Below are 24,907 nucleotides of genomic sequence, written 5' to 3' on the forward strand. Positions count from 1 at the left end.
GTTATGAAATACTTATACCTAATACTTATACTATTCTGCTTAGGTTGTAACAATACAACAGAGACGACCAAAGTTTCCAAAACGGTTGAGGATAACGTTACTCCTATTCCGCTTGACGGAAAAAAAGCTAACTATTTGTATCATTTTGCTTTTGACTGTGTGGACCAAGAATATCCCAATAAATTAGGTCAAGTTTTAGGAGATGCTACGTATTTAAAAACACCACAAGAATTGCATCCTGCGTTTTATGGGTGTTTTGATTGGCACAGTTCTGTACATGGACATTGGACCTTAGTAAACTTACTAAAAGATTTTCCCAATTTTGAGCATCGTGAAGCCATTTTAGCAAAGCTAAAATTAACCTTAACTAAAGACAATATTTTAAAGGAAGTTGCATATTTTGACGATGTCTATAACAATACGTTTGAACGTACTTACGGTTGGGCTTGGTTATTAAAATTAGCCGAAAGTTTAAACGAATGGAATACACCAGAAGGTCAAGAGTTTTCTAAAAATCTTGCTCCTTTAACCCAACTTATTGAGGAAAAATGTATTGAGTTTTTTAACAAGTTAAACTATCCAATCCGAGTTGGAGAACATCCAAACACAGCTTTTGGGATGAGTTTTGCTTTAGATTATGCCAAAAAATATAGTCCAGAATTAGAGCAGGTCATTATTGAAAAAGCAAAAATGTTTTACTTAAATGATGAAGACTGTCCATTAACTTGGGAACCTGGAGGATTTGACTTTTTATCACCTTGTTTACAAGAAGCCTCTTTAATGGCTAAAGTACTACCAAAAGAAGACTATACTAAATGGTTAGACCTCTTTTTACCTGACTTTAAAAATAATCCATCTAAGTATATTAGTACTGTGGAAGTCGTCGATAAATCGGACGGAAAAATGGCGCATTTAGATGGTTTAAATTTTAGTCGTGCGTGGTGTTTGTTTGAAATAGGATACATTTTAAATAATCAAAACATGATAGCTTTAGCTAATACACATTTTGAAGCTAGTTATAGTAAAATGGATACTGGAGAATATGCAGGAGCACATTGGTTAGCGTCTTTTGCGTTGTATGCGTTAAAAGCTGAAGAATAATAATTGTAACAAGTCTTATGGTTTTAATACTTATTAGTATCAACCTATTTAATTAACCTTTACATAATGACCAAACCAATTATAATTGCACTTATTGTTTTAACCATAGTAGTGTTTGCTTTTTTGATCTATTTTTTTAGTCCCAAAACCATCATTTTAAGACGTTTAAAACAATTACCTTACAGTAGAATTGGTAGTCTGCAAAATAACAAATTTTCAAAAATTGAAGGGACTGCTCTAAATATTGAAAACCCTTTAATAGCGCCTTTAAGTCAACGCAAGTGTGTGTTTTATAAAATGAAAATTCAAAAAAAAGTGAGTACTGGAAAAAGCTCGCATTGGAAAACTATTGTTAATGAGGAAGTGATTCAGGATTTTTTTGTAGAGCAAACTGGTGAACGTGTTATAGTTTTTCCAACTAAATCTCCAAAAAACTATTACGATTATTTAGTAACTGATGGTAAAACTAGCTCTGGAACGTTTAAAGACCCAACTCCAGAATTTAAAAAATTATTAAACCATTATAATATTGAAACCGAAGGGTTATTTGGGTTTAACAAACAACTACGTTACACCGAAGCAATAGTAGAAGTTGGAGAACGCATTACCATAGCTGGCTACGTTAAATGGATGAAATTAGAAAACCCTGTTGCAGATTATAGCTACTCTAGTATAGCATCAATTACCGCTAGAGGAAAACATAAAATATTAATTACAGACCATCCAGATGCTTTAAGACCAAAACATGGACGTGTCTAGTTACTTCCAATTCTGACTTTTTAAATCTATTGTTGCTTTTAAAATATCTTTCTGACTGATTTGACCCACTAATTTTCCATCTTCTACTATAGGAAAACGTCTACGCTTAGACTCTAAAAATTTATTTGCTGCGTCAAAAATATTTAAGTTGCCATCAATGGTTTCTACATTTTTTACCATGTGTCGTTCAACACTATTATTTTGTGCTGGCGAGTTATAATATCTACTCTCACTGATTTGTTTAATACAATCCCCTTCAGATATAATTCCAATTAGCTCATTTTTATCATTAACTACTGGTCCACCAGAAATTTTCTTTTTTATCAAGGTGTCAATAACTTCTTCTACACTTTGTGATGCTTTAAAAGTTATTAAATCTCTAGTCATATAATCACTAACCTTTAACGATTGATTATGTACTACCTGCTGTTGTCCTTTACGTGGACCTTCAAAACTTTTAATTCCCATTGCTATTAATTTTAGTGTACTTAAAGTTACTGATTTTTAATTAGTTATCCTAAATCATTAGTGCAAGTAATAATTTACTACATTTATATCAATCAATAAACCATCCTGACATGTTAAAAAAAGCAATTGCTATCCTTACGCTGTGTCTTTCTATATACTTAAGTTTTAATGCTTTATTACCTAACAAAATTTCAGATTTAGAGACGCCTTTAGAGCAATTTTCCACAGATCGTGCTTTACTACAACTTGCTGAAATTTCAAAAAAACCACATTATACTGGTAGCGAAGAAAACACAAGGGTTAGACATTATATCATTTCAGAATTAGAAAAACTTGGGCTTAAAACACAAATTCAGGAAGGATATACTATTAGTAAATGGGGAAATATAGCTAAACCTATTAATATTTTGGCTAGAATTAAAGGGACTGCAAACACCAAAGCATTAATGCTTTTAACGCATTATGATAGTAATCCGCATAGCGCAATTGGTGCAAGTGATGCAGGTTCTGGAGTGGTTACTATTTTGGAAGGATTACGTGCTTTTCTAGCAGCTGGTCATCCACCAAAAAACGACATTATTATTGGTATTACAGATGCTGAAGAATTAGGATTAAATGGTGCGGATCTATTTGTCAATAAACACGAATGGTCAAAAGATGTAGGATTGGTCTTAAATTTTGAAGCACGAGGTAGTGGTGGACCAAGTTATATGCTTATTGAAACAAATGGTGGTAATGCTAATTTAATGAAAGAGTTTGTGGCTGCTAATCCGCAATTTCCAGTTGCTAATTCGTTAGCTTATAGTATCTATAAAATGCTTCCAAATGATACTGATTTAACGGTCTTTAGACGCGATGGAGATATTGAAGGCTTCAATTTTGCATTTATAGATGACCATTTTGATTACCATACTGTGATGGATAATTATGCTCGACTAGACAGAAATACTTTAGAGCATCAAGGCAGTTATATTATGCCATTATTACATCATTTTAGTCAAGCTAATTTAGCTAATATTAAAAGTACAGAAGATTATATTTATTTTAATATTCCGATTTTTAAAACTGTTATTTATCCTTTTGGTTGGGTACTTCCTATGCTACTAATTGCCATATTTATATTTATTGGATTACTTGTTTATGGATTTAGAAATAAAATCTTAAACTTTAAAGCTATTGGTAACGGGTTTGTAGCTTTTATTTTTAGCTTATTAAGTTGCGGACTATTAGGCTTTTTTGGATGGGAATTTTTAAACATTTTGTATCCAAAATATGGTGAGATGCTTCATGGATTTACCTATAATGGTCATACTTATATTTGGTTATTTGCATTACTAAGTTTAGGTCTTAGTTTTTTATTATACAGTAAAGTATATAAAGCAAATAATACTGCTAGTTTACTGGTGGCTCCTCTAACCTTTTGGTTAATTATTTGTACAGTAATTGCTTTACAATTAAAAGGCGCTAGCTTTTTTATTATACCTGTTTATTTCGGGCTTATTGCATTATTTGTCTTGCTAAGACAGAAGCAACCTAACTTAATTTTAATGGCTGTTTTATGCATTCCTGCGTTATTTATTTTGTCACCTTTAGTCAAAATGTTTCCTGTTGGATTGGGACTAAAATTACTAGTTGTAAGTACTGTTTTTGTGGTGTTGATTTTTGGATTATGTTTACCTGTCTTAGGGTTTTTAAAACATAAAAGACGCTGGAGTTATTTGTTTTTTTTCTTAGGAATTATTGCCTTTTTTATAGCACATTTACATTCTGATTTTAAACCAGACACACCAAAACCTAACAGTTTAGTCTATACTTTAAACGCAGATAAAAACTCAGCGCTTTGGGCAACCTACGATAATGTATTAGATACTTACACTAAAAACTTTCTAGGAGAATCGCCAAGCGAAGCTTCAGCATTAAACAAAAATACTTTTGGTAGTAAATATGCTTCAGGATTTACTTATGCTTCTAATGCACCTATAAAGGATATTCCATTACCAAAAATTGAAATTTCTAATGACACTATTATTGGAGAGACCAGACATTTTAATATTTGTGTGATACCTCAACGTGAGGTACAACGCATAGAAGTGTTTTCGGACTCGACAAACCACTTCAAATCATTTAAAATTAATGGTGTTGACGCCTACCGTAAAAAAGGAGACAGTCTCGTGTTTGTAAATCGTTGGAAAAACAGATTATTTAGTTTTTTTGTTAGTAAAAACGACCTGTTAGACCTTCAAATTAGTGTACCAAAAAACCAAAAAACAAGTCTACAACTATTTGAAGCTTCGTTTGATTTACTAGACAATAAACTGTTTAGCATTCCTCCTAGAGAAAGACATATGATACCTAAACCGTTTGTTTTAAATGATGCAGTTTTGGTTAATAAAACTATTATTATTGAATAATATATAAACTATTAATTAGTACTATTTTAAGACTTTAAGTCAATAATTTTTATAGTTTTGGCGCAATTAAAATTATAAAAATGAAAAATCTACTTTACTTAATTATTTTTTGTTTCAGCTTTAGTAGTGTTGCACAAAATAATGATGCTTTGATTAAACATTACGAAGCATTTTACAAACAAATGAAAGCCCAAGGAGATATCCAAGGAGTTATTAATGCATTAACGCATCTTAATGTGTTAAAACCATCTCAAGCAAGAAAAGACACCTTAGCGTATGTGTATTTAAATGATGGTAAGTACACCCAAGCTTTAAATACTATTGGTATAGATTATAAAGCAACAGATTCTGATTTAGCTTTAGAAGTTAAAGCAGTTGCATTAAAGTCTCTTGGAGAATTAGAACGCTCTTTACCATTTTTTGAAGCAATTTTTAATACCTCTAAAAATGCTCAAGTTGCCTATGAGTTGGCAGAGATTAATTTAAATTTAAATAAATTAACAGAAGCAAAGAAGTATATTGATTTAGGGATGGCTCAAGTTAAAGATACACAAGGTAAAAGCTTTTATGAAACGCAACAACCTTATACAGTGCCTCTAAAAGCTGCTTTTTACTATTTAGATGCTTTAGTTAAATTTAATGAGAATAAAGAGACTAATAAAGCAGCTGCAATTGTATTATTAGATAAAGCTTTAGCTTTAGAACCACAATTTAATATGGCGTTAATTGCTAAAAACGCATTGTCACCAAAAGCAACATCAACAGAAACAAAAAACTAAGACGTATTATTATATTATAAAAAAAGCCTTCCAGAATATGGAAGGCTTTTTTATTTACTATTTGGTAATTACCAAATTCTAACTCTATCTTCTGGAGCAATATACATTTTGTCTCCTTCTTTAATATCAAACGCTTCGTAGAACGCATCAATATTTAATAAAGGTTGTACCGCTCTTGTCATTCCTGGAGAATGTGGATCCGTTTTAATTCTAGTTTTTAAAGCATCATCACGCATTTTTGTTCTCCATACCGTTGCCCAACTCATAAAAAAGCGTTGCTCTGGTGTAAAACCATCAATATTTTCTGGTCTACCGTTTTCTTCAAAGCTTAATTGCAACGCATCATAAGCTGCTAAAACACCTCCTAAATCTCCAATGTTTTCTCCTAAGGTAAATTTACCATTGATATTAGTTTCTGGTAAAACTTCAATTGCAGAATATTGGTCAGCTAACGCAGCACCTAAAGCTTCAAATTGTTTTAAATCTTCGTCTGTCCACCAGTTGTTTAAGTTACCATCTTTGTCATATCGTGCACCAGAATCGTCAAAACTGTGAGAAATCTCATGTCCAATAACAGCTCCTATTCCTCCATAATTTACAGCATCATCTGCATTAAAATTATAGAATGGTGGTTGTAAAATAGCTGCTGGGAAAACAATTTCGTTATAAGCTGGGTTAAAGTAAGCATTCACAATTTGTGGAGCCATGTACCATTCTGACTTGTCTACTGGTTTTCCTAACTTATCAATATCGTCTTTAAAATTCCATGCTTGAGCATTTAAAGCATTTTGTAAATAAGACCCTCCATCTTCAACACTAGCTATTTCTAATTCGGAATAATCTTTCCACTTATCTGGATAAGCTATTTTTACTTTGGTCGCTCTTAATTTTTCAATAGCTTTTTGTTTAGTTTCTGGACTCATCCAATCCAGTTTATTAATTCTGTTTTCGAAAGCTAAAATGACATTTTTAATCATTTTTTCAGCTTTTATCTTAGCTTCTGGTGGAAACTTTTTATCTACATATAATTTACCTAACGCTTCACCAATGGTTCTATTTAAAGATCCTAAAGCACGCTCGTCTCTTGGACGTTGTGCTTTAGCCCCATTAAGTTCTTTACCGTAAAACTCCCAGTTTGCAGTTTCGATATCTGTGCTTAAATACCTTGCAGCGCCATTAAAAGTATTCCATTTTAAATACGCTTTCCAATCATCTACATTTCCATCTGCTAAAACGTCTTGTAATCTTTTGAAGTAACCTAAATCACCAATTATTACAGTATCTAGTTTTTTGACACCAATCCCAGATAAGTAGTTTCTCCAATTAATAGCTGGCACCATTTTTTGAACATCTTCAATGGATCTAGGATTGTAACGTTTACGTGCGTCACGACGGTCTACTTTGTCCATTTTCGCCTCTTCTAATCTAGTTTCGAACGCTAAAATTTGTTCTGCTTGTGCTTTAGCTTCTGCTTCACTATCACCCAAACGCTGAAGCATTGATGTAATGAAAGCTACATATTTTGCTCTTTTTTCTTTAGAATCTGCATCATCTTTTACATAGTAATCTCTGTCAGGTAAACCTGTACTTCCACCTCCTAAGTAAGCAACATTACGGTTACTGTCCTTCGGGTCTGCTCCAACTCCAAAACCATATAAACCTCCACCACCTTTTGGCTCCATTTCTATCATATAAGCTTGTAAGTCGTCTAAGTTTTCTATTGCTTCTATTTTTGCTAGATACGGTTTAACAGGGTCTATACCTAATTTATTACGTCCAACAGTGTCCATAATAGTTTGGTAATAGTGGACCGCTTTTTCTTGATCAGAACCTGGAAGTACTTGAATGTTTTCAAGATCTTTATTGTCTGACATGGCAGCTTTTAAAATTCCTAAAGCATCTGCATCAGTTTTTTTACGTAATTCTTGGAAACTTCCCCAAGTGGACTGGTCATCTGGAATCTCGTTAGTATCTATCCATTTACCATTGACATATCTAAAGAAATCGTCTTTTGGCTCAGTAGTTTTATCCATATAATCAAGATTGATTCCTGGAACTACTTCTAATTGTGCAGTTGATTTGGCTGGCTTGTCATCTTTACATCCAAGAATAGTCAAGCATCCAACTATACCAATTACAGTTGTTTTTTTTAAGTTGAGTTTCATATTAAAAGTGTTTATATAAGCTAGTTAATAATGGTTCAAGATATAAAAAAAGCGCCTTTCAAGTGATGAAGAGGCGCTTTTTTTAAGTTTAAATTAACTATTATTTAACAATTAACTTTTTAGCTATTTTATTGCTACTAGATTCTAAATTTAGAAAGTAAACTCCTGTAGAATAATTACTTAGGTCTAATTGATAAATTGTATTAGTTGTTTTTACATCTAATTGCGTGTAGATTATTTTTCCTGTAATGTCATAAACACTTAAGTTGAATGTTTGATTTCTGTTAGTCTTGATGTTAAATACGCCTTTAGACGGATTAGGATACACTGAGAAACTGTTGGTGTTAAAATCTTCAACACTCAACACTGGGTTGCTAGCAACTACTAGGTTATCTACAATAACACCTTCCTCTACTACAGATTGATCTGAATGAAAAACAAATCTAAACATGATACTTGTTTCTGAATTTAATGGAGTTAAATCATAACTATACTCTGTTAAATTAGCATACTGTGGATCTTTTCCTGTCCACTGTGCTCCAGGACAATTATAACAGGTGTTGTTTTCTCCTTGGGTTGTGTCACTATTATACCAATTAGCATCTGTTGTAGATCCTAATATACTCCAAGATACACCTTGATCTATTGAGTATTCCATGTAAACAATATCCCAATCTTGTTCAAGCTCAAATGCCATATCAAATTTTAGCTCTGGATTTGCTAAAGTAGATAAATCAAAACATTGAGAAATTAGATAACTTTTTGTGTTATTGGCATGGTCTCCAGCAAGATTAGTCCCATAAACTTGATTTGACAAGTTGTTATTAGGGTTATTTAAAACTGCTCCTGTTGGAATACCTCTTTGCCAGTATTGCGATGACGCACTTTCGTCAAGTACCAACAATTCTTCTTGAGGTGTTTCAAAGGTATTAACTACATCTTCAGTACCACTTTCGTTTGCATATATTGTTTTTGGTTCTGAGCTATTATTAAAACTATAAGCATCATTGGCAATCGTAGAACTAACTTCAAAAGTATGTTGTCCCTTAGGCAATGAAAATTGAGGTAAAGTAACCGTTGTAATAGCTTCAGATACCAAGTTACCAGTCCAAGTAAAAGTGTTTGGCACACCATCTATTAGATAAGTGAAGTCTACTGAAGTAATGGTATTGACTCCATTGTTTTCAATATCTATTAGTGCTGAAATATTCGTGTTGCAATCTATTGCATTACTAATTCCGTTGACTGCAAGTAGTCTAACATCAGAAGGTTCTAGCTCAGTCGGAATCTCTGATTGCCATATACCTCTTCCATACGTTGCAGCAGTAATTTTATCATCAAATAAATTAATTTCTACATCTCTAACCGATACGTTTGGTAATCCGTTATTAAATAATTCCCAAGTAAGGGTATCATCATCATATCTATATACTCCTAGACTAGTTCCTAAATATAAAGGGTTTTTAGAGTGTAGTGCTTGATGCTTAATGCTATTTTTAGTTACACTTGGTAAACCACTTGAAATGTTAGTAAAAGTAATTCCACCATCTACAGATTTGTAAACACTTCCACTCAATCCAGCTGTAGTCACATAAATTATATTATTATTAGTATTATTTACTTCTATAGAAGTTATATTAGAGCCATTTCCATTAGAATAAGTAAACGATTCAGTGATTGTAAAAGACGTTCCGCCATTAGTACTTTTTCTTAAATTAGAATTTGTAGCAACATAAATATTATTAGGATTGATTTCATCAATTTCTAGAACATCAATATTAGTCCCAAAAGAGGATGATACTGGTGACCAACTATTATTTTGTAGTTTATATAATCTTGAATAACCTGCGTAAAGTTCACTGTTGCTATTCATGATTAGTGGAGTAATCCAATTACCACTCTCTCCAGAAGGTTGACTAATACTCGCAGAAGAACTAGCACCTGCAGTGCTAGAATAATATAATCCTCCACCATTTTGAATAAATCCGTAATAGGCATTTGAGTTAGCAGGATCTATTGCAGTATCCATACCATCTGCTCCATAATAATTTTGCCACTGTCCATTGCTGTAACCGTGTCCACCATTATCTTGTAGACCACCAACCATTTTGTTAGATGTTTGTTTGGATACAGATATACGATAAAATTGGCTAATTTGCATACCTGCTGTCAAATCTGTAAAGCTGGTTCCTCCATTTGAAGATTTATAAAATCCTCCATCTGTTCCTGCATATAATTCGCCATTAAAAAATCTTAAATAATGAATATCTGCATGAGAATAAGACGAAGAAAATGGAGCACTCCAACTATTTAATTTTGTAAATATTGATTGATTTCCACTAACAGTACCCTTCCAAATGTTTAATACACCTGTGTATATTTCGTTTTCATTAGTATCTGATACTGCAAAAGCTAGATCATACCATGACTGGGTAGACTCGAAAATATCACCATTATTAGCTAAAGACGCTACTTGTGTAAATGTTAAACCTGAATTTGTAGATTTAAAAACACCTGCAAATCCATAAGAATTATTAGAAGCTAAAACATAAACTACATTAGGATTAGCTGGTGTAACATCAATGACATATCTAGATATTCCGCTTGTAGGTAATCCTGTTCCTGCTAACGTGAAAGATTCTCCACCATTAGTAGATCTGTAAAAGCGATTACTTGAAACAGCATATAATGTATTAGGATTATTGGGTTTAATTTTTATATCTCTAATGTTTAACCCTACTGTACCATTTGATCCGCCTGAAACGTTTTGATTAGACCAATTTACACCAGCATTAGAGGTTTTATATACACCATTGTTTGTCGCAACCCATAATATATTTGAGTTAGTAGGATGGATGTAAATATCATTCATTGAATCTGGCGAATTATTCGGATTTAGACCAGTCGTATTCCAAGTTACACCACCATCTGTAGACTTCATAACTCCAACACTGTAAGAGTCTCCAGCATCATCATCACCAGTTGCAATGTATATTGTATTTGAGTTGTTGTTGTCTATTGCTATTCCAGATACACCTATTTGAGGTAAGTTATCTGTAGTGGTTATCCAATTAGCTCCAGAGTCTGTTGACTTCCACAATCCACCAGCTGGAGCACCAGCATAAATGGTTGAAGCGTTATTAGGGTCTTGAACAACAACATTTACTCGACCTTGACCAGAAGACCATGACCCTGTATTACTATGTGTAAAAGGTCCAACTGGAATCCAATTACTTTCATCAATCATACTATTACTACTTCTAGAATTAGTTTTTTTATCAACTACTTCTAGGTATGTGTTCCACAACTCTAATGCGGTTGGAAGTGTTCCGTCTTGATTCACAAAATTGGACCAATAGGCTTCCCATCTTTTAAACGGTTTATATCCACTACCTTTTACATTAGGATCTTTAGTTTCCCAATAGGTATTAAATGCATTGACTATGTCTTGAAATTTAACAGGATTTGAAGTTGTTCTTGATTCTAGATTTAATTGCTTCATCCAAGGTGCGTCTTGATTGAACTGAGCTAAAGCTAATGTACTAAACAGTACAAAAACTAAAAGAAGTATTTTTTTCATTTATAGCGTTTTTTTGAAAATCAAAAATAGAATTTTTTTGCATAACTCATGACGAATTAACAAAAACATCGACGAAATGCATGTTAGAAACTACTGTATTTTAGTGCTTTAACATTTTTGATTTTAATATACTGTCGTTTTTTTTCTTTAAGCTTACAACCTCTTTTACATTATCATTAGGTATTGCTATGGATAACACATAATGTTTAACCTTCCAGTCTCCATCAACTTTTTTAATAACTCCAGAGCCTCTACAAATTTCCATTTGCGTATCCAACAACTCATCAAACCATGCTATTTTCTGGTCATGGTACACATAAATATTGCGCTCTAAAGCTGTAAAACTCCACGCTTTCCCTTTGTCAAAATAAGGTTTTGAAAAGGACTTGAAGTCTTCTAACTGCCAATTTTCGGTAGCATCTGTACCTAAAAAAACACCATCTTTTGTCATCAAGTTAAAGTAGGCTTTAAAATCGGCATTTGATGCAGCCTTGTGCCAATCGTCTAGACTTGTATTTATGTTGTTTTTAATAGTTGTAATGTCTAATTTCTCTTCTTTTTTTTCACAAGAAAAAAGAACCACAATGAAAATAACACATACTTTTAGATATTTCATTTTAATAAGGTTTTATAATGGTTTGGTTATCTTTTTCTATTTTTTTATTGATTTGTAAGTTTAAATTAGAAAGCGCAACGAATACTTGTTGAATGGCTAAAAGCTTCTCTTGTTTAGTGCTTGTTTGTAAAGATTCTATCTCCTGAAATTTATACAACATAGTTTTTAAAACTAATACTCTAGCTCTTACAGGCTCTGTGTTTATGTCTTCAGGAATAGTTTCCTCAAAATCTTTTACAGAAGAGTTAAACAAATCTACATCTGCATTAAAAAAAGTAAAATCAGGCGTTTTAATTTTTTCTACACCATTTACGATGTTTAAATAAGCTTGCCAGTTGGAAATTATAGGATTGGTATTTACGTCCAAACCAATGTCTTTGTAATTTACTAATGAAATATCTTTTTTGGTTAATTTTAAAGAGTCTGTTACACTGATATTTTCCTCAGGTTGTATTTGTACCTCTTCTTTTTTACAAGCGGTAAATAATAATGCTATAATTACTAAATAGTTAAAAAACTTCATAATGTATTCTAAATCTTTGATTCACAAATATATTAGATTAAAGAGTTAAATTTTATTAAATATAAAATTGTTTTTTACCACCATTTTATAAAAATATTATTAATAAATCTTTAAAATGTTATTACTTTTGATAGACTATTTTATGCATAATTCAAAAAAATGAGCGAAAAAATATTAATTATTGGTGCTGCAGGTCAAATAGGTTCTGAATTAACCTACAAGTTAAGATCAATCCACGGAGACTCTAATGTCATAGCTAGTGATTTAAATTACAATAATTTAGAATTAGTAAATTCTGGTACGTTTGAAATTATTGATGCAATGGATTATGCGTCCATCAAGATATGTTGCGAAAAGCATAATATTGATACTATTTATTTAATGGCTGCCATATTAAGTGCAACTGGAGAAAAATATCCAATGAAAGCTTGGGATTTAAACATGCAGTCTTTATTTCATGTTTTAAATTTAGCTAAAGCTAAAGCTATAAAAAAAGTATTCTGGCCATCAAGTATTGCAGTTTTTGGACCTACAACTCCTAAAGAAAGCACACCTCAACACACCATAATGGAACCAACTACAGTGTACGGAATTACAAAACAAGTTGGTGAGCGATGGTGCCAATATTATCATGAAAAATATGATGTAGATGTTAGAAGTCTACGTTATCCAGGAATAATCAGCTGGAAAACATTACCAGGTGGTGGAACTACAGATTATGCAGTAGAAATCTACCACGAAGCCTTAAAACATAAAAAATACACGTGTTTTTTAAGTGAAAACACTGCACTTCCAATGATGTATATGGAAGACGCTATTAATGCGACTGTAAAATTAATGTCTGCTGATGCAGATAAAATAAAGATAAGATCGTCTTATAATTTATCAGGAATTAGCTTTACACCAAAAGAAGTAGCAGCTTCAATCAAAAAGCAAATTCCAGATTTTGAAATCACCTATAATCCAGATTTTAGACAACACATTGCCGATTCTTGGCCAAGTAGTATTAATGATAATGAAGCTAGACAAGATTGGAATTGGAAGCACCAATTTGATTTAGATCAAATTACAAAGGATATGCTTAAAAATTTAAGCACTAAATGATTGTTTTTATAACTTTCTATTAAAGTCTAAAGCTTTTTCTATCCAAAAATCCAAATCTTTATCAGAATCAAACCCATCTGGTGTAATAAATAAAAAGCCTCTCATGACTTTTCCCGTAAAGTCCATAACTGTACTTCCTTTTTTAAAAATAAGTAGGTCATGAGCTGCTTTGCCCACTCTTACCATTAATCTATCTTGGTTAGTTGCTTTATTAATATCTATTCCAATACACATTTTATTATTAACCATAAAGATTAATCCACCCATCATTTTTTTCTCTTCAATAGTATTTACTTTATTAAGTCTATGTCTAACACGCTCTGCTAAATAGTCGTTATAAGCCATGATTTTGATTATTTAGCTTACAAAGTATTGATATTTAGGTAGATTTTATAAAAAAACGCAAAAAAAATCCGACACACATAATGTATCGGATTTATAACTTGCTCCTCCTCTTAGGCTCGAACTAAGGACCCTCTGATTAACAGTCAGATGCTCTAACCAACTGAGCTAAGGAGGAGTGTTTTTCGCTGTTGCGAGCGCAAATATAAATTGTTTTTTATTTTCTACAAAACAATAATTAATTTTTTTAATTAAAAATTGCTTTAAAAATATCGTTTCCGTTGGCAAACAACACTAAAGCTATTAGTAGAAAGAAACCAACAATCTGTGCCTTTTCTAAAAAGTTTTCGCTTGGCTTACGTCCAGATATCATTTCATATAACAAAAACATAACGTGTCCACCATCTAATGCTGGTATTGGTAATAAGTTAAGCACTCCTAACATAATAGATAAAAAGGCTGTTAAGCTCCAAAAACGCTCCCAACTCCAATTGCTAGGGAAAATATCGTAAATAGCTTTAAAACCACCTACACCTTTGTAAGCTCCTGTACTTGGATTAAAGATTGCTTTAAGTTGTCCAAAGTATGAACTTATAGTGCCTGTAAATTTGTTTGCACCAACACCAAAACTTTCAATAAAACCATACTCTTTAGTGACTATATCTAAAAAACCTAGTTTTTCAAATTCGTTAAGACTTGTTTCAGAATGGATACCTAGTTTTCCATTCTTGTCAATCACTAAATTTCTTTCAATAGTTTGATTGCCTCTTATAAAAGTTGTAGTAATAGTTTGTCCTTTTAAGCTATCTAAAATTGGAGTAATTTGATCATAATACGTAGCTGGCAAACCATTAATGGTATTAAATACATCACCTTGCTTTAATTCAACACCTTTATTTAAGGACGTATCTGCCACTTTTTCGACTACAAATGGTTGGCGTAATCCAAATAAGCTTCTCTTTTTACTTGAAGATAATTGACCTAAAAAGTCTACTGGTAATTCTATGGTTTTAACTTCTCCATTTCTTTGGATAGTCACACTATTTGCACCAATAATATGTTGTCTAATATCAGATTCGTTAACAATTTTAGTGTCATCGACTTTTAAAATTTGATCACCTGTTTTAAATCCAATATCTTGTAACAATGGATTATCTATTAAAAACCCTCCTTTTATACTAGATACAGTAATGTCAGTATCTCCATAAGCAAATGCAGCTAAAATGTAGATGACTAAAGCCAAAACAAAATTAACAAAAACACCACCTAACATAATTATTAAACGTTGCCAAGCTGGCTTAGATCTAAACTCCCAAGGTTGTGGTGGTTGTGCCATTTGTTCCTTATCCATGCTCTCATCTATCATTCCAGAGATTTTTACGTAACCTCCTAAGGGTAACCAACCAATACCATAAACGGTTTCGCCAATTTTCTTTTTAAATAATGAAAACTTTACATCAAAAAATAAATAGAATTTTTCAACTCGTGTTTTAAACGCTTTTGCAGGAATAAAATGTCCTAACTCGTGTAAAACTATTAATAATGACAGACTTAGTAAAAACTGTCCAATTTTTATAACAAACTCCATGTAGTGTTTCTATTCTTTTTAATAATCGCCAAAAGTAAGTATTTAGACTTAGTTTAAAAAGCAATAGCTGTAATGCTTTTAAGAATTAACAAATTTTATGAGTCATGTCATAAGACTAGCTAAAGTTTTCATCGTATTTTTGTATTTAAATTTAAATGTTCTAAAATGCTTTCTTTTTTTAAAGATTATAAATGGTTTGCTATCGTTTTTGGCATCATTTCTATAATTATAATTTTTATTTTTTATAACATTTTAAATGTTGAAAAACCTTTACCTGTTTTGCAGCCTGCCAACTTTGAACCTAAATTGGTAGATAGTACAATTCAACACGTCAAAAAATACCATACTGTTGCTAATTTTAAGTTAGTTAACCAAAATGGAGATACCATCACAGAAAAAAATTATGAAGACAAAATCTATATCGCAGATTTCTTCTTTACCACGTGTCAAACCATTTGTCCTGTAATGACAGATAATATGGTCAGAATTCAAAATACTATTTTAAATGATGATGACGTCCTTTTATTGTCCCACTCAGTAACACCAGAAATTGATAGCGTTGCACAACTTAAACGCTATGCAATCAAAAAAAAGGTGAATGATGATAAATGGAATTTAGTTACAGGAGATCGCAAACAAATTTACGATTTAGCACGTAAATCTTATTTGGTAGTTGAAGATGATGGAAGTGTTGATTACGGAATGATACATACCGAAAATTTTGCATTAATAGACAAAAAAAAACAAATTAGAGGTGTATATAACGGAATAAGTAAAGCAGGAATAGACTCACTTTTGCACGATCTAAAAACGTTAAAAAAAGAATACGAGTAATACTTTTAGACGGAGCATTTTTTTAGCCTAATTATTTCTCTTATTTTTGCTTCTTTAAAATCAATCTAAATAAGCTTGAGCCAAACACTTAACACTTTAAAACGAGGAGAACGAGCAATAATAATTGACGTTTCTTCGGAAGAAATTCCGCTAAAACTACTAGAAATGGGTTGTTTACCTGGTAATAGTGTCGAGTTGGTACAAGTTGCACCTTTTGCAGACCCAATGTATCTTAACATTAACGGTAGTCACTTAGCTATTAGAAAAGAAACTGCTATTCATATAATTATTGAAAAAGACATTATATGAGTAAACAAATAAATATTGCCTTAATAGGTAATCCAAATACCGGAAAAACCTCAGTTTTTAATGCGCTTACTGGTTTAAACCAAAAAGTTGGTAATTATCCAGGAATTACTGTCGAAAAAAAAGAAGGGATTTGCAAGCTACCTAGAGGAGTTAAAGCTCACATCATTGATTTACCTGGTACGTACAGTCTTAATGCGTCTTCTTTAGATGAAAATGTGGTTATTGAGTTATTACTTAATAAAAACGATAAAGATTTTCCCGATGTTGCAGTGGTCGTTAGTGATGTTGAAAATTTGAAACGAAACTTACTTCTATTTACACAAATAAAAGACTTAGAAATCCCAACCATTCTAGTTATTAATATGGCAGACAGAATGAAATATAAAGGGATTTCATTAGATATTGATTTTTTAGAACAAGAATTAAAAACCAAAATTGCTGTTGTTAGTACTAGGAAAAAAGAAGGTATAGATAATTTAAAACACTTAATATCTAATTATAAAGACATCTCTACTGCACCTTGCTTAAATGCTTCTGCTATAGATAATGACTATTTTGATAAGCTAAGAAAAGCCTTCCCAAATCAGTTACTTTATAAACTTTGGTTAGTGATTACTCAAGATGTTAATTTTGGTAAAACAGACAGAAACCAGATTGAAGCTATAGCCAGTTTTAAAACAAAATCTAAAAGTGATTTAAAGCGTCTGCAACAAAAAGAAACTATTAAACGTTACCAATTTATCAATAATACGCTTAAAAAAGGTCAAACTATTGATGTGTCTCAAGCTAAGGATTTGCGCACTAAATTTGACCGAATATTAACCCATAAGGTTTGGGGTTACCTTATATTCTTTTTGATATTATTGACAATTTTCCAAGCTATTTATGATTGGTCTACGGTACCAATGGATTTTATTGATGGCATCTTTGCTGATTTAAGTAATTGGGTAAAAGCAACCTTTCCAGAAGGTGGAAAAGTAACTAATTTAGTTGCAGAAGGTATTATTTCTGGATTAGGAGGAATCGTTATTTTCATCCCTCAAATTGCCTTCCTATTCTTATTTATAGCCATCTTAGAAGAAAGTGGCTACATGAGTCGCGTAGTGTTCTTAATGGACCGTATTATGCGTCGTTTTGGTTTGAGCGGTAAAAGTATTGTGCCACTAATTTCTGGTACTGCTTGTGCTATTCCAGCTATTATGGCTACTCGTAATATTGAGAGTTGGAAAGAGCGTTTAATAACTATTTTAGTGACTCCTTTTACAACCTGTTCGGCAAGATTACCTGTGTATTTAATTATTATTGCCTTAGTTATTCCAGAAGGTCGTTTTTTAGGCTTAAGTTATCAAGCATTAACTTTAATGTTATTGTATTTAATCGGGTTTGGAGCTGCAGTTATATCTGCATATATTTTAAATAAAGTCCTAAAAATAAAAAGTAAGACCTTTTTTGTGGTTGAAATGCCAAACTATAAACTGCCATTATTTAAAAACGTAATATTAACAGTTATAGAAAAAACAAAATCCTTTGTTTTTGGTGCTGGTAAAATAATATTAGCCATTTCCATTGTGCTTTGGTTTTTGGCATCTTATGGTCCAGGTCAACAGTTTAATAATGCAGAAAATATTGTAAAAAATGAGTATGCTTCACAGAATTTAGACGTAGATCAACTCAACCAAAAAATAGCGTCACATAAACTAGAACATTCGTTTATTGGTATAGCTGGTCATGCAATAGAACCTGTGATTAGACCTTTAGGTTATGACTGGAAAATTGGTATTGCAATTGTTAGTTCTTTCGCAGCACGTGAAGTTTTTGTTGGGACCTTAGCTACTATTTATAGTGTTGGTAGCGATGATGAAGACACCATTAAAAATAGGATGGCTGGTGAAGTTAATCCTATTTTAGGTGGACCATTATTTAATTTTGCTTCAGGGATAAGTTTACTCCTGTTTTATGCTTTTGCGATGCAATGCATGAGTACTCTTGCTATTGTAAAAAAAGAAACTAATAGTTGGAAATGGCCAATTCTGCAATTAGTGATTATGACAGCAATTGCGTATATTACAGCTTTGATTGCCTTTCAATTTTTAAAATAAATATGAATCCAATTCTCCAAAATATTATCGTTTTTAGCATCTTAGGCTTTGCTTTGTTTTTTCTATGGAAAAAGTATTTTTTTAAGAAAAAATCTAAGAAAGCTTGTGGAACAGATGATTGTGGTTGTCACTGATCATGGCAGCAATATTTATTATAATAGCATTTTATCTTGATTATAAGTCGCAAAAACAGGCTTTTAAAAACGACTTGTTAGGAGGTCTCTTCATTTTTTCCGTATTTATTATCGTAGGAATTTTACAATTGTCTTTATTTAACTTTCATATTCTAACCATTATTTTTTCTTTAGGTATAGAAATTATTCTAATTTTTAGTTTCAAAGCCTTAATCAATAAAAAATAAGCTTTATTAAAATTGTTTTGATTAAAGTTTTTTAATTACTTTTGATTAAATATTTAAGCTTACTTAAATATTTATTAAAGTTATATAAAAATGTCAGTAGCAACAGAAAATTTTGTAAAAGCCATTTACAAAAGTAAAGTAAACGATGTCACCAATACTAAGCCTGGAAACATTGCCAAATTATTAGGCGTCTCTAATGCTGCTGCAACAGATATGGCTAAAAACTTAGCTGCCAAAAATTTAATAAATTACGAAAAGTATAAAGCTTTAGAATTAACTTCTGAAGGTGAGAAGTTAGCTTTAAAAGTAATTCGTAAGCATAGACTCTGGGAAGCATTTTTACATAAAACCTTTGACATGTCACTTCATGAAATACATCGTGAAGCAGAACTTTTAGAGCATGAAACTTCAGATTTTTTAGCTAATAAAATTAGTGCGTATTTAGGTAATCCTAAATTTGATCCGCATGGTGACCCAATACCAAACGGTAATGGTGAAATAACAACTCAAGACACCTCAATTGCCTTATCAAAAACTAAAGAGGATTGCACTTACATCATATCTAGATTGATGAGTGATGACAAAGAGTTTTTTGATTTTTGCGCTTCAAATTATATTAAATACGGAAACGAAATAAAAGTCATCAAACAATTTCAAAAAAACAAGATGACACAAATACAAATCAATAGTAATACTATTCTTTTAAACGAAGAATTTTCAAAAATTATTTACGTCAATGAAGCCAATTAAACATTTTCTAGCAGTAGCTGCAACATTTACTTTTGGTTTGCTAACTGCTCAAGAAACCCAAAACCTAGGTCCTTTGGTAACCGATCGACCAGATGCAACAGAAGCACCTAGCGTAGTGCCTAAAAATTATATTCAAGTAGAAACTGGTGCGTTTTACGAAAGTTTTGAAGACAACAACTTGAAAACTGAAGACTTTACTTATAACACCACCTTAATCAGATATGGATTATTAGATAATCTAGAATTAAGATTAGGTTGGAATCTAACCGATAGTAAAGCCTTTTTAAACAATACAGAAACAAGTCAAATTTCTAGTTTTTCGCCTTTATTATTAGGTGTAAAAATTGCAATTACCCAAGAAGATGGATTACTTCCAGAAATTGGCTTTATCGGACATTTAAATCTACCTTTTTCTGTAAAAGAAGCTATTAGACCACAAACCACAGGTGTTGATTTTAGATTTTCTTTTGCCCACACCCTTAGTGAGCGTTCCAGTTTTTCTTATAATTTGGGTGCTGCTTGGGGAGGAGATTCACCAGAAGCTAATTATTTATATACCATGGCTTATGGTTATAGTATCACAGAAAAATTTGGTGCATATGCAGAATTATATGGTGACTTCCCAGAAAACAGTAAAGCCAATCACCTTTGGGATGCTGGTCTAACCTATTTGCTATCAAACAATGTACAATTAGACGCAACTGTTGGTTCTAGGATTACTAAGGGTCAAGATATTTTACTAAGTGCAGGAATTAGCTTCAGATTACCTAATTAAAACTATGTCGCTTTCGCGGAAATAAAATAATTAAAATGAAAAAAAACAGCTTAATCTTAATAGCAATTTTAGTCTTAATAGGTTGTAAAAATAATAATCAAGCAGACGGAAAACTAAACATCGTAACAACCACAACCATGATTACTGATTTAGTAAAACATATTGGTGGTGATCGTGTTAATATTAACGGATTAATGGGTAGTGGTGTAGATCCGCATTTATACAAAGCTAGTGAAGGAGATGTCACTAAACTAGTTAACGCAGACATCATTTTTTATAATGGTTTACACCTTGAAGGGAAATTGGTAGAAGTTTTTGAAAAAATGGGAAGCAAAACTAAAACACCAATAGCTTTAGGTGAAGTCCTAGATAAATCCACTTTAATTGGGTCAGATTATTTTGCCTCAAATTACGATCCGCATGTCTGGTTTAATATTGAGTATTTTAAACAATTTGCTCAAAAAGTAACTTCAGTTTTAGCAGAAAAAGATATCGAAAATACAGCATATTATAAAGCAAACGAAGCAGCCTATCTAGCAAAGCTTGACGTCCTTCAAAATACAATTAATGCTAAAATTGAGACGCTTCCAAAAGACAAACGAATTTTAGTTACAGCACATGATGCGTTTAATTACTTCGGAAAAAATTACGGTTTTGAAGTGGTAGGTTTACAAGGCTTATCCACTGCAACCGAAGCTGGTGTAAAAGATGTACAAAATTTAGCTAATTTTATTATCCAGAAGCAAGTCAAAGCCATTTTTGTGGAGAGTTCAGTCCCAAAACGCACCATTGAAGCATTGCAAGAAGCAGTAAAATCTAAAGGATTTGATGTACAAATTGGTGGTACATTATACTCTGATGCATTGGGTAGTGCAGACACTATCGAAGGTACTTATACTGGCATGTTTGAGTATAATGTAAACACGATTGTTAATGCGTTAAAATAAATTGACAATGTTCAGTTACAGTTGACAATCGTTACTCAATTGTAAAAAAAATAAATATGAAATCCAAAATACTAATCAAACTTGGAATTCCGACACAGTCGGAAACATCAAAATTCAGAAATAATGAGTGAAGGAATGTAGATGCTAAGCGAAGCTTTAAGCACGAAATTCCGATAACGATTGATGCTTTAGCAAATGCGAAGCATTCACGAATACATTATTATAAAAATTAAAATAAATGAGTAACTCCTAATTTTGATATGATTTTTTGGTTCGTTTTGTATCAAGACAAAATGAACATAAATAAACATAAAATGAAACAAAAAATAGCAGTAAAAGTAGACGACCTTACAGTTGCGTACAACTACAAACCAGTACTTTGGGATATCGATCTAGAGATACCTGAAGGTGTGCTTATGGCTATTGTTGGACCAAATGGCGCAGGAAAATCGACATTAATTAAAGCCATTTTAGGGATTTTAAAACCTATAGCAGGTAGTGTTTCTATTTATGATAAACCATATGACAAACAACGTCAATTAGTTGCATACGTACCACAAAAGGGAAGTGTCGATTGGGATTTTCCAACTACAGCATTAGATGTGGTTACTATGGGAACTTATGGTAGTTTAGGTTGGATTAAACGTCCAGGACAGAAACAAAAAAAAGCTGCTTTAGAAGCTTTAGAAAAAGTAGGCATGTTGGCTTTTAAAGGTCGACAAATTAGTCAGTTGTCTGGAGGACAACAACAACGTATTTTTTTAGCACGTGCTTTAGTGCAAAATGCGTCTATCTATTTTATGGACGAACCCTTCCAAGGTGTAGATGCTACTACAGAAATTGCCATTATTAATATTTTAAAAGAATTACGTAAAGCAGGTAAAACAGTAATTGTAGTTCACCACGATTTACAAACTGTTCCCGAGTATTTTGATTGGGTCACCTTTTTAAACGTAAAGAAAATTGCAACTGGTCCAGTCAAAGATATTTTTAATGATGATAATTTAACTAAAACCTACGGAATTAATTATAAAGTAAGTATACAGGAATAGTGATAAGTGAGTTAAAAAACTAAAGCAATAAATTAGATTCCTCCTTTCGCTGGAATAACAAATATGGATATAGCAGAATATTTTAGACTAGTCTTTACAGACTATACGTTAAGAACCATCACGCTTGGTACTGCCATTTTAGGAGCAGTCACTGGTATGTTAGGTAGTTTTGCTGTACTAAGAAAACAAAGTCTACTAGGTGATGCTATATCTCATGCAGCATTACCAGGTATTGCAATAGCCTTTTTAATTACTGGAGCAAAAGACAGCAACACATTACTTTTAGGTGCTTTAATTAGCGGATTGATTGGCACCTTTTGGATTAGAGGTATCGTTAAAAAAACACACCTAAAAAGCGATACTGCTTTAGGGTTAATCTTGTCCTTATTCTTTGGATTTGGGATGTTATTGCTCACTTTTATCCAAAAACAACCCAATGCTAATCAAGCTGGATTGGATAAATATTTATTTGGTCAAGCTGCTACTTTAGTAGAAAGTGATGTGTGGTTAATGGCTATAATCACAGGATTATGTTTATTTGTTTTACTACTATTTTGGAAAGAGTTTAAAATCTTATTATTTGATGCAGATTACACCAAAACATTAGGATTTAATACCAAAACCATCGATATTTTAATTACTAGTTTTATAGTATTAGCTATTGTTTTAGGATTACAAACCGTTGGTGTTGTTTTAATGAGTGCTATGTTATTGGCTCCTGCAGCTGCTGCAAGACAATGGACTAATAGTTTATCTAAAATGGTGTTTTTAGCAGCTATTTTTGGTGCTTTTTCTGGTGTATTTGGTACAGCAATTAGTGCTAGCCAAACTAACCTATCAACAGGTCCAGTCATTGTTTTAGTGGCTGCTGTATTTGTAATCATTTCTTTTGTGTTTTCCCCAAGTCGAGGTTTGTTATTTAAACAAATTAGATTTATAAAAAACAGACGTGATTTAGAGCTTCATAAAACCTTAGCGTTAATGCATCATATTGCAGAAACGCATGACGATATTTCGCATCCACATGCTATTAAATTACTCAACAATTTTCAAGGGTTTACCCGTAAAACCCTTCAGAAGTTAGTCGAAAAAAACTACGTGACATTGGAAGGTAATATGTGGAGTTTAACCAAAACTGGTTTTGAAACCGCAAAAAATTTATATACTAAACAAACCACTGAGGATGAATAGTGCACAAATAGAAATACAACTTATTGCAAGTTTAGTTGCTATTGCATGCGCTATTCCAGGCACCTTTCTGGTGCTTCGCAAAATGGCCATGATAAGTGATGCTATTAGTCATTCTATCCTACCAGGAATAGTGATTGGATTTTTCATAACACAAGATTTAAATTCGCCTTTACTAATTGTATTAGCTGCTTTTACAGGAATTATTACTGTGGTTTTAGTAGAATATATTCAAAAAACAGGTTTGGTAAAAGAAGATACAGCAATTGGCTTAGTCTTTCCTGCTTTGTTTAGTATTGGTGTTATTTTAATTGCAAAAAACGCAAACGATGTCCATTTAGATGTCGATGCAGTTTTGGTTGGTGAACTCGCTTTGGCACCTTTTGACCGACTACTAATTTCTGGAGTAGATGTTGGCCCAAAATCGATGTGGATTATTGGTGTTATTTTGCTAACAACCATCACTTTGCTAGTTGCCTTTTTCAAAGAACTTAAAATAAGTACGTTTGACAAAGGTTTAGCAGCTTCGTTAGGGTTTTCTCCAGCCATTATTCATTATGGATTAATGACTGTGTCGTCAGTAACAACAGTTGGCGCATTTGATGCTGTAGGTGCTATTTTAGTCGTCGCCTTGATGATTGCACCAGCTGCTACTGCATATTTATTGACCACAGATTTAAAAAAGATGCTGGGCTTATCTGTGTTTTTTGGTGTATTTAGTGCTATTTCTGGCTATTGGTTAGCACATGTTTTAGATGCCTCAATTGCTGGATCTATCACAACCGTTTTAGGTCTAGTCTTCTTATTGGTCTATTTATTTGCTCCAAGCAAAGGTGTAATAGCAGTTATGTATCGCGAAAAACAACAACGTACAGAAGTCAGTTTATTAACTTTTTTACTACATTTAAAAAACCATAACGAGGTTGAAGAAAGACATGTTAATCATTTACGAGAGCATATAAATTGGCAAAAAGTAAGAGCTAAAACTGTTTTAGAATTAGCTCAAAAAAACAATATGATTGTTATTGATAATAATGTGGTGTCATTAACCGAAAAAGGAGACACCTTTACCTCTAAAGCTATTGATTATATTATTACTAACGAAGATGCACAGATTGAAGACATGAAGGATGATTTCTTTTTGTTTAGAGGATAA

Annotated in this window: 21 protein-coding genes and 1 tRNA gene; 14 read left to right on the top strand and 8 right to left on the bottom strand. The window is 32.2% G+C overall.

The genetic code is table 11. The features are described 5' to 3' along the window. Nucleotides 1-3: 3 nt before the first annotated feature. Both Ollyesu_RS04390 and Ollyesu_RS04395 read left to right on the top strand, forming a co-directional pair. On the top strand, nucleotides 4-1,101 hold the full coding sequence (locus Ollyesu_RS04390) for a DUF2891 domain-containing protein (protein ID WP_279302584.1): 1,098 nt from the start codon (nucleotides 4-6) through the stop codon (nucleotides 1,099-1,101). Between the two features lie 66 nt (nucleotides 1,102-1,167). Continuing rightward, a complete protein-coding gene (locus Ollyesu_RS04395) occupies nucleotides 1,168-1,860 on the top strand; it encodes a hypothetical protein (protein WP_279302585.1) in 693 nt (230 codons plus the stop codon). Here Ollyesu_RS04395 and Ollyesu_RS04400 read toward each other — a convergent pair whose 3' ends face one another. Further along, the gene (locus Ollyesu_RS04400; protein WP_279302586.1) at nucleotides 1,861-2,328 is read right to left on the bottom strand and encodes a CBS domain-containing protein; all 468 of its coding nucleotides are present in this window, start codon (nucleotides 2,326-2,328) and stop codon (nucleotides 1,861-1,863) included. It lies immediately after the preceding gene. A gap of 110 nt (nucleotides 2,329-2,438) precedes the next feature. Between Ollyesu_RS04400 and Ollyesu_RS04405 the strand changes: the two genes are divergently transcribed. Together Ollyesu_RS04405 and Ollyesu_RS04410 are read left to right on the top strand one after the other, a co-directional pair. Further along, nucleotides 2,439-4,739 carry a M28 family peptidase gene (locus Ollyesu_RS04405; RefSeq protein ID WP_279302587.1) on the top strand — a complete coding sequence of 767 codons (2,301 nt, stop codon included), beginning with the start codon at nucleotides 2,439-2,441 and terminating at the stop codon, nucleotides 4,737-4,739. Nucleotides 4,740-4,819: 80 nt separating this feature from the next. Next, nucleotides 4,820-5,518: a hypothetical protein gene (locus Ollyesu_RS04410; protein WP_279302588.1), complete on the top strand. Its 699-nt coding sequence runs from the start codon at nucleotides 4,820-4,822 to the stop codon at nucleotides 5,516-5,518. 68 nt (nucleotides 5,519-5,586) lie between these two features. Here the strand turns inward: Ollyesu_RS04410 and Ollyesu_RS04415 are convergent, their stop codons facing one another. From Ollyesu_RS04415 to Ollyesu_RS04430, 4 genes are all read right to left on the bottom strand, one after another. Continuing rightward, the gene (locus Ollyesu_RS04415) at nucleotides 5,587-7,683 is read right to left on the bottom strand and encodes a M13 family metallopeptidase (RefSeq protein WP_279302589.1); all 2,097 of its coding nucleotides are present in this window, start codon (nucleotides 7,681-7,683) and stop codon (nucleotides 5,587-5,589) included. 100 nt (nucleotides 7,684-7,783) lie between these two features. Next, complete coding sequence (locus Ollyesu_RS04420; RefSeq protein ID WP_279302590.1) at nucleotides 7,784-11,263, bottom strand: T9SS type A sorting domain-containing protein; 3,480 nt, start codon at nucleotides 11,261-11,263, stop codon at nucleotides 7,784-7,786. Nucleotides 11,264-11,363: 100 nt separating this feature from the next. Beyond that, nucleotides 11,364-11,879: a nuclear transport factor 2 family protein gene (locus Ollyesu_RS04425; protein WP_279302591.1), complete on the bottom strand. Its 516-nt coding sequence runs from the start codon at nucleotides 11,877-11,879 to the stop codon at nucleotides 11,364-11,366. 1 nt (nucleotide 11,880) lies between these two features. Then, nucleotides 11,881-12,402, bottom strand: a complete 522-nt coding sequence (locus tag Ollyesu_RS04430) for a hypothetical protein (RefSeq protein ID WP_279302592.1) — start codon at nucleotides 12,400-12,402, stop codon at nucleotides 11,881-11,883. Nucleotides 12,403-12,561: 159 nt separating this feature from the next. On the opposite strand from Ollyesu_RS04430, the gene Ollyesu_RS04435 reads away from it, so the two are divergent. After that, nucleotides 12,562-13,506: an NAD-dependent epimerase/dehydratase family protein gene (locus Ollyesu_RS04435; RefSeq protein ID WP_279302593.1), complete on the top strand. Its 945-nt coding sequence runs from the start codon at nucleotides 12,562-12,564 to the stop codon at nucleotides 13,504-13,506. 6 nt (nucleotides 13,507-13,512) lie between these two features. Here Ollyesu_RS04435 and Ollyesu_RS04440 read toward each other — a convergent pair whose 3' ends face one another. The 3 genes from Ollyesu_RS04440 to rseP form a co-directional block, all read right to left on the bottom strand. Beyond that, nucleotides 13,513-13,851: a TfoX/Sxy family protein gene (locus Ollyesu_RS04440; RefSeq protein WP_279302594.1), complete on the bottom strand. Its 339-nt coding sequence runs from the start codon at nucleotides 13,849-13,851 to the stop codon at nucleotides 13,513-13,515. A gap of 101 nt (nucleotides 13,852-13,952) precedes the next feature. Next, nucleotides 13,953-14,026, bottom strand: a tRNA-Asn gene (locus tag Ollyesu_RS04445). 69 nt (nucleotides 14,027-14,095) lie between these two features. Beyond that, nucleotides 14,096-15,436 (bottom strand): RIP metalloprotease RseP, encoded by a 1,341-nt coding sequence (gene rseP / locus Ollyesu_RS04450; RefSeq protein WP_279302595.1) that lies wholly within the window; start codon nucleotides 15,434-15,436, stop codon nucleotides 14,096-14,098. Between the two features lie 165 nt (nucleotides 15,437-15,601). On the opposite strand from rseP, the gene Ollyesu_RS04455 reads away from it, so the two are divergent. The 9 genes from Ollyesu_RS04455 to Ollyesu_RS04500 all read left to right on the top strand — a co-directional run bounded on the left by Ollyesu_RS04455 (nucleotide 15,602) and on the right by Ollyesu_RS04500 (nucleotide 24,907). After that, nucleotides 15,602-16,270, top strand: a complete 669-nt coding sequence (locus Ollyesu_RS04455) for an SCO family protein (protein WP_279302596.1) — start codon at nucleotides 15,602-15,604, stop codon at nucleotides 16,268-16,270. Between the two features lie 75 nt (nucleotides 16,271-16,345). Next, the gene (locus Ollyesu_RS04460) at nucleotides 16,346-16,579 is read left to right on the top strand and encodes a FeoA family protein (protein ID WP_279302597.1); all 234 of its coding nucleotides are present in this window, start codon (nucleotides 16,346-16,348) and stop codon (nucleotides 16,577-16,579) included. Further along, complete coding sequence (gene feoB / locus Ollyesu_RS04465) at nucleotides 16,576-18,678, top strand: ferrous iron transport protein B (protein ID WP_279302598.1); 2,103 nt, start codon at nucleotides 16,576-16,578, stop codon at nucleotides 18,676-18,678. Before Ollyesu_RS04460 ends, feoB begins: the two co-directional genes overlap by 4 nt. Nucleotides 18,679-19,129: 451 nt before the next feature. Continuing rightward, nucleotides 19,130-19,789: a metal-dependent transcriptional regulator gene (locus tag Ollyesu_RS04475; protein WP_279302600.1), complete on the top strand. Its 660-nt coding sequence runs from the start codon at nucleotides 19,130-19,132 to the stop codon at nucleotides 19,787-19,789. After that, complete coding sequence (locus Ollyesu_RS04480; RefSeq protein WP_279302601.1) at nucleotides 19,776-20,564, top strand: transporter; 789 nt, start codon at nucleotides 19,776-19,778, stop codon at nucleotides 20,562-20,564. The genes Ollyesu_RS04475 and Ollyesu_RS04480 overlap by 14 nt, the downstream gene beginning before the upstream one ends. Nucleotides 20,565-20,599: 35 nt before the next feature. After that, entirely contained in the window at nucleotides 20,600-21,511 is a 912-nt protein-coding gene (locus Ollyesu_RS04485; protein WP_279302602.1) for a zinc ABC transporter substrate-binding protein, read from the top strand. A 314-nt stretch (nucleotides 21,512-21,825) separates the two neighbouring features. Continuing rightward, complete coding sequence (locus Ollyesu_RS04490; protein WP_279302603.1) at nucleotides 21,826-22,563, top strand: metal ABC transporter ATP-binding protein; 738 nt, start codon at nucleotides 21,826-21,828, stop codon at nucleotides 22,561-22,563. A 63-nt stretch (nucleotides 22,564-22,626) separates the two neighbouring features. After that, nucleotides 22,627-23,754 carry a metal ABC transporter permease gene (locus Ollyesu_RS04495; RefSeq protein ID WP_279302604.1) on the top strand — a complete coding sequence of 376 codons (1,128 nt, stop codon included), beginning with the start codon at nucleotides 22,627-22,629 and terminating at the stop codon, nucleotides 23,752-23,754. Next, nucleotides 23,747-24,907 carry a metal ABC transporter permease gene (locus Ollyesu_RS04500; RefSeq protein WP_279302605.1) on the top strand — a complete coding sequence of 387 codons (1,161 nt, stop codon included), beginning with the start codon at nucleotides 23,747-23,749 and terminating at the stop codon, nucleotides 24,905-24,907. Before Ollyesu_RS04495 ends, Ollyesu_RS04500 begins: the two co-directional genes overlap by 8 nt.

The sequence above is a fragment of the Olleya sp. YS genome (assembly GCF_029760915.1).
Lineage (GTDB): Bacteria > Bacteroidota > Bacteroidia > Flavobacteriales > Flavobacteriaceae > Olleya.